This window comes from Bradyrhizobium neotropicale (assembly GCF_001641695.1).
GTDB lineage: Bacteria > Pseudomonadota > Alphaproteobacteria > Rhizobiales > Xanthobacteraceae > Bradyrhizobium > Bradyrhizobium neotropicale.
This window is the reverse complement of sequence record NZ_LSEF01000041.1, coordinates 112,630-124,570: the sequence shown is the minus strand read 5'-3', so window position 1 is coordinate 124,570 and position 11,941 is coordinate 112,630. Positions and strand designations below refer to the sequence as shown.

The window sequence follows — 11,941 nt, the reverse complement described above, 5'->3', positions numbered from 1 at the left end:
GGGCGGATTCAACCGCTCGTCGCAACACTCGAGCAAAAGAGGTTGCGATGGAGAAGCGTGTGCGGACAGATCGTCCCCGAGAGGTCCTACGAGAAGATTATAGACCGTTCTGGACTGCGATTGCCTTGGGGCGATCGAGCGGGGATGCTGCGGTTGAGGCCGGGGTGTCGCCGTCGGTCGGAGTACGCTGGTTCCGGAGGGCGGGCGGTATGCCGCCAACACATTTGTCGCGATCGTCCAAACCTCGGTCGGAGCGCTACCTGTCGTTCGCCGAACGTGAGGAGATTGCCATCTTGCGCGCGCAGGGGCATGGGGTGCGAGCCATCGCTCGTCAGCTCGGCCGGCCTCCATGCACGATCTCCCGTGAGCTCCGTCGCAATGTGGCGCGCCGCCATGGCGCTCCAGAGTACCGGGCGACCACGGCACAATGGCATGCTGATCAGTCCGCCCGACGGCCCAAGTTTGCGAAGTTGGCAATCAACCCGACCCTGCGGGATTATGTGCAGGACAGGCTTGCCGGTATGATCGCTAAGCCAGACGGGGCGCTCCTCGTTGGCCCGAAGGTCGTGTGGAAGGGCCGCCGGGCGGTGCATCGGCAAAACCGACGCTGGGCGACGGCATGGAGCCCGGAACAGATTTCTCGGCGACTTCGGCTCGACTTTCCCGAGGATGAGACGATGCGCATCAGTCACGAGGCAATTTATCAGGCCCTTTATGTGCAGGGTCGAGGAGCTTTGCGCCGTGAACTGACGGCCTGCTTGCGCACTGGGCGGGCCTTGCGGATGCCGAGGGCGCGCGCCCGCAAAGGCAGAAGCTTCATTCCTTCCGAGATCATGATCAGTCAACGTCCGGCGGAAGCTGCCGATCGAGCTGTGCCGGGTCACTGGGAAGGTGACCTCATCATGGGCCTCGGTAGTTCCGCGATCGGCACTTTGGTGGAGCGCACGAGCCGTTTTACCATTCTGCTGCATTTGCCGCGCATGACCGGTCAGGAACAGGATGCTCGCGTGAAGAATGGACCTGCACTCGCCGGACATGGCGCTGAGGCGGTGCGAGACGCCATCACCCGCGCAATCTTCACCATGCCCGAGCGACTGCGGCGGTCTCTAACCTGGGATCAAGGAGCTGAGCTGGCTCAGCACGCGCGTCTGAAGATCGATGCAGGCGTGCAGGTCTACTTTTGCGACCCTCACAGCCCGTGGCAGCGCGGCACCAACGAGAACACGAATGGGTTGCTGCGCCAGTACTTTCCAAAGGGGACGGATCTCAGCATGCACGATGCCGATGATCTGGAGGCCGTGGCTCTTGCACTCAACACAAGGCCCCGCAAAACCCTCGGCTGGAAAACACCGGCAGAAACCCTCGACGAATTGCTCCGAGTGAGCGATACACGGAGTGTTGCGACGAGCGGTTGAATCCGCCCTGGATCGCCGGGTCAAGCCGGGCGATGACGGCGGAGTGTGTGGCGACCGTGGCGCGCCCCTCGTCGTCTGCGAGCAAAGGTCGCTAAACCGCCGTCACCTTCGCGAACTCCACATAGATCTCCCGCAGCCGCGTCGCCATCGGGCCGGGCTTGCCGTCGCCGATCTTCTTGCCGTCGATCGCGACCACCGGCTGCACGAACAGCGAGGCCGAGGTGGCAAAGGCTTCCTTCGCGGCGAGCGCTTCTGCGACCGTGAAGGCGCGCTCCTCGACGCGGAGCTGACGTTCCTCGGCGAGCGCGACCACGGCCTTGCGGGTGCAGCCCGGCAGGATCGCGTTGGAGTTCTGGCGGGTCACGATGACGTCGTCCTGGGTCAGGATGAACGCCGAGGACGAGCCGCCCTCGGTGACAAAACCGTCTTCCAGCATCCAGGCTTCGCCGGCGCCGGCCTCCGCCGCGGCCTGCTTCGCCAATACCTGCGCGAGCAGCGCCACGCTCTTGATGTCGCGTCGCTCCCAGCGGATGTCGGGGACCGTGATGACATTGATGCCGGTCTTGGCCGAGGCCGCGCCAACAATGTCCTTCTCGGAAGTGAACATTACCAGGCTCGACTCCACGTCGCTCTTGGGGAATGCGAAGTCGCGGCCCTTGTCGGCACCGCGCGTCACCTGGAGATAGACGAGGCCGTTGGCGACCTTGTTGCGCGCGACGAGCTCCTTCTGGATCTCGGTGATGCGCTCGACCGTCACTGGCAGCTTCAGCTTGATCTCGCCGACCGAGCGCTCCAGCCGCGCCAGATGCGAGGCATTGTCGACCAGCTTGCCATCGAGCACGGCCGCGACCTCGTAGATGCCGTCGGCGAACAGGAAGCCGCGGTCGAGGACCGAGATCTTGGCGTCCGAGAGCGGGACGAATGAGCCGTTGACGTAGGCGATCGAGTCCAAGGGAAGTCTCCTGGCGGGAAGGGGGAATTTGGCGCGCTTATACGCCAATTGAGGGTGGCGATCACCCCTCTATTCGTCATTCCGGGGCGGCGCGAAGCGACGAGCCCGGAATCTATTTCACCTCGCGTACTGCCGCCCAATGGATTCCGGGCCTGCGCCTTCGGCGCATCCCGGAATGACGACAGCGGTCAATGCGACAGAATCTTGGACAAGAACTTCTGCGCGCGGTCGCTGCGCGGCTTGCCGAAGAAATCGTCCTTCGGCGCGTCTTCGACGATCTCGCCGCGGTCCATGAAGATCACGCGGTTGGCGACCTTGCGGGCAAAGCCCATTTCGTGGGTGACGACCATCATGGTCATACCCTCGCGGGCGAGATCGACCATGACGTCGAGCACCTCGCTGATCATCTCGGGATCGAGCGCCGAGGTCGGCTCGTCGAACAGCATGGCGATGGGATCCATCGCCAGCGCGCGCGCGATGGCGACGCGCTGCTGCTGGCCGCCGGAGAGCTGCGCGGGAAATTTCTGCGCATGCTCCTTCAGCCCGACTCGGTCCAGCAGCATCATCGCCTTGGTGACGGACTTGTCATGTCCCCGGCCCAGCACCTTCTCCTGGGCGAGGCAGAGATTGTCGATGATCTTCAGGTGCGGAAACAGCTCGAAGTGCTGGAACACCATGCCGACGCGGGCGCGCAGCTTCGGCAGATTGGTCTTGGGATCGTTGACCTTGGTGCCGTCGACGGTGATATCGCCCTTCTGGAACGGCTCCAGCGCGTTGACGCATTTGATCAGCGTGGACTTGCCAGAGCCCGATGGGCCGCACACCACCACCACCTCGCCCTTGGCGACGCTGGTGGTGCAATCCTTCAGCACCTGAAACGCGGAGCTGTACCATTTGTCGACGTGACTGATCTCGATCATGACGGGCTCTAACGAATGATGGCGATGCGCGACTGCAGGCGGCGGACGCCGAAGGACGCAACGCAGGAGATGGTGAAATAGACGAAGGCCGCGAACAGATACATCTCGACCAGACGGCCATCACGCTGCGCGACCTTGCTCGCGGCGCCAAGGAAATCCGGTATCGAGAGCACGTAGACCAGCGAGGTGTCCTGGAACAGCACGATGGTCTGGGTCAGCAGCACCGGCAGCATGTTGCGGAAGGCCTGCGGCAGCACGACGTAGCGCATGGTCTGCGCATAGGTGAGGCCCAGCGCATTTGCCGCCGCCGGCTGGCCGCGCGAGATCGACTGGATGCCGGCGCGCATGATCTCGGAGAAATACGCCGCCTCGAACATGATGAAGGTGATGAGCGAGGAGGCGAAGGCGCCGACGCTGATCGGGCGCGAGGCGCCGGTCAGCCACTGCCCGATATAGGGCACCAGGAAGTAGAACCAGAAGATGACGAGCACCAGCGGCAGCGAGCGCATGAAGTCGACATAGAGGCCGGCGATGCGCCCGAGTGTCTTATAGCCCGACAGCCGCATCAGGGCGATCGCCGTGCCGAAGATCAGGCCGCCGAGCGCGGAGAGCGCCGTCAGCGTCAGGGTGAACGTCATGCCCTCGTAGAACAGATAGGGCAGTGAGCGGCGGATGACGTCGAAATCGAAATTGCCGAGCATCGCTATTTCCCCGTGATGTAGCCGGGGATCGCGACATAGCGCTCGAGGATGCGCATGCCGGTGACGACGACGGCGTTGACGAGGAGGTAGAGGATGGTCGCGGCGGTGAAGGCCTCGAACACCTGGAACGAGAACTCCTGCATCGAGCGCGCCTGTCCGGTCAGCTCGAGCAAGCCGATGGTGATCGCCACCGCAGTGTTCTTGATGGTGTTGAGGAACTCGGAGGTCAGCGGCGGCAGGATGATGCGGAACGCCATCGGCAGCAGCACGTAGCGATAACCCTGCACGGTCGTGAGACCCAGCGCCGTGGCCGCCTGCTTCTGCCCACGCGGCAGCGAGCCGATGCCGGCCTGCAACTGCACGGCCACACGCGCCGACATGAACAGGCCGACGCCGATCGAAGCGGTCCAGAACGGCGCATTCGGCAATTGCTTCAGCCACAGTCCGGCGGCCCTCGGCAGGATTTCCGGCAGCACGAAGAACCACAGGAACAACTGCACCAGCAGCGGCATGTTGCGGAAGAATTCGACGTAAGCAAAGCCGAACCAGTAGGCCCCCTTCGAGGGCAGCGTGCGCATCACGCCGACGATCGAGCCGGTGACCAGCGCGATGATCCAGGCCAGCACCGCGGTCTCGAGGGTCAGCGCCAGTCCCGACAACAGCAAGTCGAGATAGGTACCGGTCCCCATCGGGTTCGGCTGGAAAAAGATTCCCCAGTTCCAGTTGTAGTTCACGTGTCCCCCGCGCGAGCGCGTCAAATTTACAAATATCGTGAACGTCTATGCAAATGTCCGGCCATTCTGATTTCTGGAATGGCCGGACATGATGGTCGTGATCCTCCAGGGATCGAAGCTTACTTATAATCGTCCGGATTCGGCGAGTCCGAGGGCTTGGCGAATTCGTGCTTCAGCTCGTCGGAGATCGGCGTGTTGAGGTTCAGGCCCTTCGGCGGGATCTTCTGCGTGAACCACTTGTCGTAGATCTTCTGGCCTTCGCCGGACGTGTAGAGAGCGGCGGTCGCCGCATCGACCACCTTCTTGAACGGCGCATCGTCCTTGCGCAGCATGATGCCGTAGGGCTCCGGCTTGGAGAACGCATCCTTGGAGATCGCGTAGTCGTCCGGCGACTTCGAGCCGGCGACGAGGCTCGCGAGCAGGATGTCGTCCATCACGAAGGCAACCGCGCGGTCGGTCTCGACCATCAGGAAGGCTTCGGCATGGTCCTTGGCCGGGATGATGTTGGCGCCCAGGCCTTTCGCAACGTTGGCCTCGGTGAGCTGCTTGATGTTGGTGGTGCCGGCGGTGGAGACCACCGTCTTGCCCTTGAGGTCGTCGATCGACTTCAGCCCGCTCGACTTCTTGAACACGTAGCGGCTGGCGGTGAGGAAGTGGGTGTTGGTGAAGGAGACCTGCTTCTGCCGCTCGGCATTGTTGGTGGTCGAGCCGCATTCGAGGTCGATCGTGCCGTTCGCCATCAGCGGGATGCGGGTCGCCGAGGTCACCGGATTGAGCTTGACCTCGAGCTTGTCGAGCTTGAGCTCCTTCTTCACGGCGTCGACGATCTTGTAGCAGATGTCCATCGCGAAGCCGACCGGCTTCTGGTTGTCGTCGAGATAGGAGAACGGGATCGAGGAGTCGCGGAAGCCCAGCGTGATGGCGCCGGTGTCCTTGATGTTCTTCAGCGTACCGGTCAGCTCCTCGGCACTGGCCTGGCTGACGGCGAAGGTCGCGGCGAGTGCGAGGCCGATGCTACGGAAATGTTTCACTTTTCTTCCCCTTTCAGGATGATGCGGGCGGATGCAAGCACAAATCGGGCCGGAATAGAATGTGACTTTCGACTGGATCGCGGCTCAGGATAGCGGCTTGGGCAATTCGCCGAGATCCCAGAACAGGCCGGCCATCACCGTCAAGGCCTCTTCGGTCAGCGGAAGCAGGATGTGCTCATTGGGCGCATGCTGGGAGCAGCCGGGATAGGAATGCGGCACCCAGATCGTCGGCAGTCCGAGTATCTCGGAAAACACGTCATTGGGCAACGAGCCGCCGAAATTGGGCAGCACGGCCGGCGCCTTGCCGGTGGTCTTCTGCACCGAGTCCGCCGCCCATTTGATCCAGGGGCTGTCGAAATCAGTGCGCGAGGCGGCAAAGCTCTGCGCCGCCCGCACCTCGACCATCGGAAAGCCGTTCTCCACCAGATGCGCGCGGATGGCCTCGACCAGCCCGTCGATCCTGGTGCCGACGACAAAACGCAGTTGCAGCACGGCGTTGGCATGACCGGGAATGGCGTTCGCCGGCTTCCCGATGTTGCCTGATGACATCGCCAAGACTTCGAGCGTGTTCCAGGCGTAGAGCCGTTCGGCGGGCGACAGCCCCTCCTCGCCCCAATTGTCGGCGAGCGCCGGCTCGTCCTCGGTCGGCACGACCTGCACGTCGGCGAGATAGCTGCGGATCTGGTTGGTGAGCCGCGGCGGCTTCAGGGCCTCGAGCTGGAGGCGGCCGTGGCCGTCGACCAGCGTTGAGATGGCGTTGACGAGAATGGTGGCGGGGTTGGCGAGCACGCCGCCCCAATTGCCGGAATGGTGCCCGCCATCGCGCAGGTTCACGTCGAGATGGATGCGGATGCCGCCGCGGCATCCCAGGAACAGCGTCGGACGGTCGGCCGACAGGCGCGGACCGTCGGAGGCCATGAACAGGTCGGCCTTGAGGGCGTCGCGGTGGAGATCGCAGACCTTGCCGAGATCGGGCGAGCCGATCTCCTCGCCCATCTCGACGATGAACTTGGCATTGAAGCCGAGCTTGCCGCCGCGGGCCTCACGCACCGCGCGCAGCGCCGCCATGTTGATGCTATGCTGGCCCTTGTTGTCGGCGGTGCCGCGGCCGTAGACGCGCGCGCCGGCCGTGGTGGTACGCCAGGGATCGCGGCCTTCGCGCCACTCGCCTTCCATGCCGTCGACGACGTCACCATGGCCGTAGATCAGCACGGTCGGCACCGCGGCGCTCTCGTGGTGCTCGGCAATGAGGAACGGCGCCTTGCCGCTCGGGGATTCCACCAGGCGGCTTTCGAAATCGAGCGCCGCGAAAGCGGGCTGCATCTCCTGTTCCAGATAAGCGCGCAGCTCGGCACCGCGCGACGGGTTCTGGCTCTCGGTCCGGTAGGCGACGCGGCGGTCGAGCTCAGTGAGGAACGCGCCGGACTGAATGTCGTTGCGGGCGCGGGCGATGGCGTCGGCTCTGGTCATTGCTTGCTTTTTCGGCGTTTCGCGGCGAAGGAGCCTACCCGAGATCGGTGGACCTTCGAAAGTGGCGGGGCGTGGGGATTTCGTTCTTGCTCTCTTGAGATTGGCTTGCCAAGGCAGGAGTGCTTCTCGATTTTGGCCTTGCCAATGGCGGGACCATGCAAGAACTTCGCCAAAATCGAGCGCACTGTTAGCATTCGAAGAGCGTCAGGCATAGGGCGCCGAAGGACAAAACCATGGCCAAGCAAATCCGGCTCAACGCATTTGCGATGAATTGCGTCGCACACCAATCGCCGGGCCTGTGGACCCATCCGCGCGACCGCACCGCCGAATATAACCGCCTGCCCTATTGGCTCGATCTTGCCCGGACATTGGAGCGCGGCCGGTTCGACGGGCTGTTCCTCGCCGACGTGCTCGGCGTCTACGACGTCTACGGCAACAGTCCGGACGCAGCTTTGCGCAATGCAGCACAGACGCCGTCGAACGAACCGCTGCTCTTGCTGTCGGCGATGGCGGCGGTGACGCAGAACCTCGGGTTCGGTGTCACCAGCAACCTGTCCTTCGAGCCGCCCTATCCGTTCGCGCGGCGGATGTCGACGCTGGATCACCTCACCGAAGGGCGGATCGGCTGGAACGTCGTCACCGGCTATCTCGACAGCGCCGCGCGCGGCGCCGGCAAGGACAAGCAGACCGGGCATGACGACCGCTACGACATCGCCGACGAATATATGGAGGTGGTCTACAAGCTCTGGGAAGGCAGCTGGGAGGACGATGCGGTGCTGCGCGACCGCAAGCGCGGCATCTTCACCGATCCGGCAAAAGTTCATCGCGTCAACCACGAGGGCGCGAACTACCGCATCAACAACACCATCCATTTGAGCGAGCCGTCGCCGCAGCGCACGCCGGTGCTGTACCAGGCCGGCACCTCGCCGCGCGGCCGGCAGTTCGCAGCGCGCCACGCCGAATGCGTGTTCATGTCCGGGCCGTCGGCCAAGGTGATCGGGCCGCGCGTCTCCGCGATCCGCCAGGAGGCGGCCGCGCTCGGCCGCAACCCCGCCGAAATCCTGATGTTCTCGATGATGACGATCATCCTCGGACGGACGGAGGCGGAGGCGAAGGAGAAGTACGCGGACTACCGCCGTCACATCAGCCCCGAGGGCGCGCTGGCGCTGATGTCGGGATGGACCGGCGTCGACTTCTCCGGCTACGACCCCGACCAGCAGGTGCGTCACGTCCAGAACGACGCCGGCCGCAGCGCGATGGACAACGTCACCCGCGCCGATCCCGATCGCGTCTGGACCGTGCGCGACGTCATCGAGCATGTCGGCATCGGCGGCGCCGGCCCCGTCGTGATCGGCACGCCGGAGATCGTCGCCGACAAGATCGAGGAGTGGTTCGAGGCGACCGATGTCGACGGACTCAACGTCGCCTTCGCAATCTCGCCCGGCGATTTCGAGGACATCGCCGACATGCTGGTGCCGGAGCTGACCAGGCGCGGCCGCTACAAGGCTGAGTATGCACAGGGTACGCTGCGGGAGAAGCTGTTCGGCCAGGGACGCGCGCGGCTCGACGCGCCGCATCCGGCGGCGGGGTATCGGGTGGGGAAGACGGGGTAAGGCCGCTACTTTGCATGGGGTTGTGTTGCGGATTCTGCGAGAGGCCCGCCGGTTCGCTCTGTCGGCGCCGCAGATACAACTCCGTTCCCTCCCCCCTTGCGGGGGAGGGCTAGGGAGGGGGGTGCCACACGGCACACTCTCTCAGTGAGGCGAGACTCGTTCTCGACGACGGCGACACCTTTTCCTGGGCGACCCCCCTCCCCTGCCCTCCCCCGCAAGGGGGGAGCAGAGCGGAGCGCGCGGCGCCGCCTACACCTTCCCGTCCACCATCACCTCGATCACCTTCGTCCCCGGCCGGTTGAACGTGGATGCCAGCGTCGCCTTCAGCTCGCGGGGATCGCTCACCTTGATCGCCTCGCAGCCCAGCGACTTGGCGATGCCGACGAAATCCACCGGCGGATCGGCGAAATCCATGCCGACATAATTGTCGTCGCCATGGAAGGCGAGCAGGCGCTGCTTGATGATGCGGTAGCCGCCGTTGTTGGCGATGACGACGTTCAGCGGCAGCTTGTGGTGCGCCGCCGTCCACAGCGACTGGATCGAATACATCGCGCTGCCGTCGCCGGAGAAGCACACGACGGGGCGATCCGGATTTGCGAGGCTGACGCCGACCGAGGCCGGCAGACCCCAGCCGATGCCGCCGGAGGCGAGCCCGTGATAGCCGTAGCGGTCGCGATGCGGACGCAGGTTCGTGATCTGGCGGCTGGAGGTGAGGCCTTCGTCGACGAGGATGGCATTGCCGGGCATGGCCTCGACCATTTGCAGCACCAGGAAGTCCGGATCGATCGGCGTCCGGCCGGCGCTCTTGCCGATCTGCTCGACCAGCGCGGCGCGCCGCGCGATCCAGTTCTTCGGCGCGAGCTCGGCGAGGCGCTGCTTTGCGCGCTCCGCCAGTGCAGCGCCGCCCATCTCTTTCAGCACCGGGATCAGCGCACGCAGCGTCTCCTTCACGTCGGCCTTCAGCGCGATCTCGGCGCCGTAGTTCTTGGCGATCTCCCAATCGGCGAGACCGATCTGCACGACGCCAAGCCCATCCGGCAGCGCATCGACTTCGCTGTAGACCGACATGCGCAAGGGATCGCCGCCGAGTGCGATCAAGAGATCATGAGGCGCGAGCGTATCGCGCGCGACTTTCTGCACGCGCGCCAGCGTGCCGACGAAGCTCCGGCTCTCGGACAAAAAATGCGCGCCGTAGGGCGTTGAGGATTGATAGGCGGCAGCGCCCAGCAACTCGGCGAGCTCGGCCGCTTCCTTCAGCGCATCGCTCTTGACGACCTCGTCCATGGTAACGATCACGGGCCGCTCGGCCTTGAGCAAACGTACGGCGAACGCCTTCAGCGCTTCGTCCGATGGCTTGGTGCGCGCATCGATGCGCGTGGAGCGGCCGAGGTCGATGCCGGCTTCGCTGTTCAGGATGTCACCGGGTAGCGAGATGAACACGGGCCCGGTCGGCGGCGTGGTCGCAACCTTGGCGGCGCGGCGCACGATGCGCGGCAAATCCTCCAGCCGCGTCACCTCGACGGCCCATTTCACCAGCGGCTCGGCCATGCGCACCAGCGGGCCATAGAGCACCGGCTCCATCAGCCCGTGGCCCTGCTCCTGCTGGCCGGCGGTGAGGATCATCGGCGTGCCCGTGAACTGGGCGTTGTAGAGCGAGCCCATCGCATTGCCGAGACCGGGCGCGACGTGGACGTTGCAGGCGACGAGCCTGCCGGAGGCGCGGCTGTAGCCATCGGCGATCGCGACAACCAGGCTCTCTTGCATCGCCATCACATAGGTGAGGTCGGGATGATCCTTCAGGGCATGCATGATCGGCAGCTCGGTGGTGCCGGGATTGCCGAACAGATGGGTGATGCCCTCGTCCTTGAGCAGCGCGAGAAAGGCGGAGCGGCCGGTGATCTTGTTCTTCATGTTTCCTCCAGGCCTCGCGGACGTTGCCGGAGGACGGGAGGCATGATGGCCGAAGTCGGAGGATGCACGCAATGGAGCGCGGTCATGGCTGCGTTGCGTACGAGCGGAGTGCGCGGTGTGGCTACATCTCCTCGCGCCCGAGCTCGAACGGATCTTCGCCGCGTGCGCGCTTCTTCTTTTTCGAGCGCTGCCACACAACGCCGGGAAAGCCCTTCAGCGGCACCAGCGACTCGCCGGTATAGGCCCATTCCTGCAGCTCTTCGATGGCGATGTGATAGAGCGGCTGGCGGCCGGTACGCTCGGTGAACAGCGCGCGGGGGATGTTGACCATGTGTGGGCCGCGCGGACGTTCATAGGCGATCGGCGTGCCGCAATGGGAACAGAAGCTGCGCGCGGTCTTCGTCGTCTTGTCCTCGTAGCGGGTGAGAGCAGTCTTGCCGGACGTGATGCGAAACCGCTTCTTCCAACTTCCGACATAGGTGGCATAGGCCGCGCCGTGAACGCGGCGGCTGGCGGCGGAGTGGTCGTGCCAGGCCCAGCGCGCGGGCACGTCGATCTCGAAGGTGACCTTGCCGCAGAGGCATTGGCCGGTGGCGATTCCTGCGGCAACTGCGGCTTTGGCCATGGTGTTTCCTCATCGTCATTGCGAGCGTAGCGAAGCACTCCAGGGTCTTTCGTCGGAAACGGTCTGGATTGCTTCGCTGCGCTCGCAATGACGGAAATTGTGCTGGCGGTCGCGCAACAAATCAAGCTCGTCATTCCGGGGCGCGACGAAGTCGCGAGCCCGGAATCCATTGCGCCTCATATTCAGGCGGAGAAATGGATTCCGGGCTCGACGCTCCCGGGCCGCGCTTCGCGCGGTCCCGTCGCGTCGCCCCGGAATGACGGGAATAACTTACGCCGGCGTCAGCTCGTCATACACCGGATAGTCCGTGTAGCCCTTCTCCTCGCCGCCGTAGAACGTCGCGCGGTTGTATGGCGTGATCGGATAATCCTGCTGAAGGCGGCGCGGCAGATCGGGGTTGGAGATGAAGATGCGGCCGAAGGCGATGAGGTCGGCATGGCCATCGGCGATCGCCGCATTCGCGGTCTCGCCGGTGAAGCCGCCGGCGGTCATCAGCACGCCGCCATAGAGCGGGCGGAACAGCACCATCGCCGACGGCACGTTCTGCCAGTTGACCTCGGCACGGCCCG

The 11,941-nt window shown here is 64.5% G+C and carries 10 protein-coding genes and 1 pseudogene; 2 read left to right on the top strand and 9 right to left on the bottom strand.

All coding sequences use genetic code 11. The annotated features are described in order from the left end of the window. Positions 1-47 precede the first annotated feature (47 nt). Entirely contained in the window at positions 48-1,415 is a 1,368-nt protein-coding gene (locus tag AXW67_RS13195; protein ID WP_201723621.1) for an IS30 family transposase, read from the top strand. A 91-nt stretch (positions 1,416-1,506) separates the two neighbouring features. Here the strand turns inward: AXW67_RS13195 and AXW67_RS13190 are convergent, their stop codons facing one another. From AXW67_RS13190 to AXW67_RS13165, 6 genes are all read right to left on the bottom strand, one after another. After that, on the bottom strand, positions 1,507-2,367 hold the full coding sequence (locus AXW67_RS13190) for a D-amino-acid transaminase (RefSeq protein ID WP_063678231.1): 861 nt from the start codon (positions 2,365-2,367) through the stop codon (positions 1,507-1,509). Between the two features lie 188 nt (positions 2,368-2,555). Continuing rightward, complete coding sequence (locus AXW67_RS13185; protein ID WP_027552005.1) at positions 2,556-3,287, bottom strand: amino acid ABC transporter ATP-binding protein; 732 nt, start codon at positions 3,285-3,287, stop codon at positions 2,556-2,558. An 8-nt stretch (positions 3,288-3,295) separates the two neighbouring features. Continuing rightward, complete coding sequence (locus tag AXW67_RS13180; RefSeq protein ID WP_027552006.1) at positions 3,296-3,988, bottom strand: amino acid ABC transporter permease; 693 nt, start codon at positions 3,986-3,988, stop codon at positions 3,296-3,298. Positions 3,989-3,990: 2 nt separating this feature from the next. Then, complete coding sequence (locus AXW67_RS13175; protein ID WP_063678230.1) at positions 3,991-4,722, bottom strand: amino acid ABC transporter permease; 732 nt, start codon at positions 4,720-4,722, stop codon at positions 3,991-3,993. Positions 4,723-4,841: 119 nt separating this feature from the next. Next, on the bottom strand, positions 4,842-5,753 hold the full coding sequence (locus AXW67_RS13170; RefSeq protein ID WP_063678229.1) for an amino acid ABC transporter substrate-binding protein: 912 nt from the start codon (positions 5,751-5,753) through the stop codon (positions 4,842-4,844). A gap of 84 nt (positions 5,754-5,837) precedes the next feature. After that, positions 5,838-7,223, bottom strand: a complete 1,386-nt coding sequence (locus tag AXW67_RS13165; RefSeq protein WP_063678228.1) for a M20 family metallopeptidase — start codon at positions 7,221-7,223, stop codon at positions 5,838-5,840. A gap of 233 nt (positions 7,224-7,456) precedes the next feature. Between AXW67_RS13165 and AXW67_RS13160 the strand changes: the two genes are divergently transcribed. After that, positions 7,457-8,836 carry an LLM class flavin-dependent oxidoreductase gene (locus AXW67_RS13160; protein WP_063678227.1) on the top strand — a complete coding sequence of 460 codons (1,380 nt, stop codon included), beginning with the start codon at positions 7,457-7,459 and terminating at the stop codon, positions 8,834-8,836. Between the two features lie 249 nt (positions 8,837-9,085). Here the strand turns inward: AXW67_RS13160 and AXW67_RS13155 are convergent, their stop codons facing one another. From AXW67_RS13155 to AXW67_RS43975, 3 genes and pseudogenes are all read right to left on the bottom strand, one after another. Then, entirely contained in the window at positions 9,086-10,747 is a 1,662-nt protein-coding gene (locus AXW67_RS13155) for a thiamine pyrophosphate-binding protein (protein ID WP_063678226.1), read from the bottom strand. Between the two features lie 121 nt (positions 10,748-10,868). Beyond that, positions 10,869-11,372, bottom strand: coding sequence for a GFA family protein (locus AXW67_RS13150; RefSeq protein ID WP_063678225.1), 504 nt, complete (start codon positions 11,370-11,372; stop codon positions 10,869-10,871). Positions 11,373-11,642: 270 nt separating this feature from the next. Then, positions 11,643-11,941 (bottom strand): annotated as a pseudogene (locus AXW67_RS43975) (oxidoreductase); the annotation flags it as partial.

Coding starts and splice junctions, on each gene's coding strand:
- AXW67_RS13195 (WP_201723621.1), top strand. CDS start 48: ATGGAGAAGCGTGTGCGGACAGATCGTCCCCGAGAGGTCCTACGAGAA.
- AXW67_RS13185 (WP_027552005.1), bottom strand. CDS start 3,287: ATGATCGAGATCAGTCACGTCGACAAATGGTACAGCTCCGCGTTTCAG.
- AXW67_RS13180 (WP_027552006.1), bottom strand. CDS start 3,988: ATGCTCGGCAATTTCGATTTCGACGTCATCCGCCGCTCACTGCCCTAT.
- AXW67_RS13165 (WP_063678228.1), bottom strand. CDS start 7,223: ATGACCAGAGCCGACGCCATCGCCCGCGCCCGCAACGACATTCAGTCC.
- AXW67_RS13160 (WP_063678227.1), top strand. CDS start 7,457: ATGGCCAAGCAAATCCGGCTCAACGCATTTGCGATGAATTGCGTCGCA.
- AXW67_RS13155 (WP_063678226.1), bottom strand. CDS start 10,747: ATGAAGAACAAGATCACCGGCCGCTCCGCCTTTCTCGCGCTGCTCAAG.
- AXW67_RS13150 (WP_063678225.1), bottom strand. CDS start 11,372: ATGGCCAAAGCCGCAGTTGCCGCAGGAATCGCCACCGGCCAATGCCTC.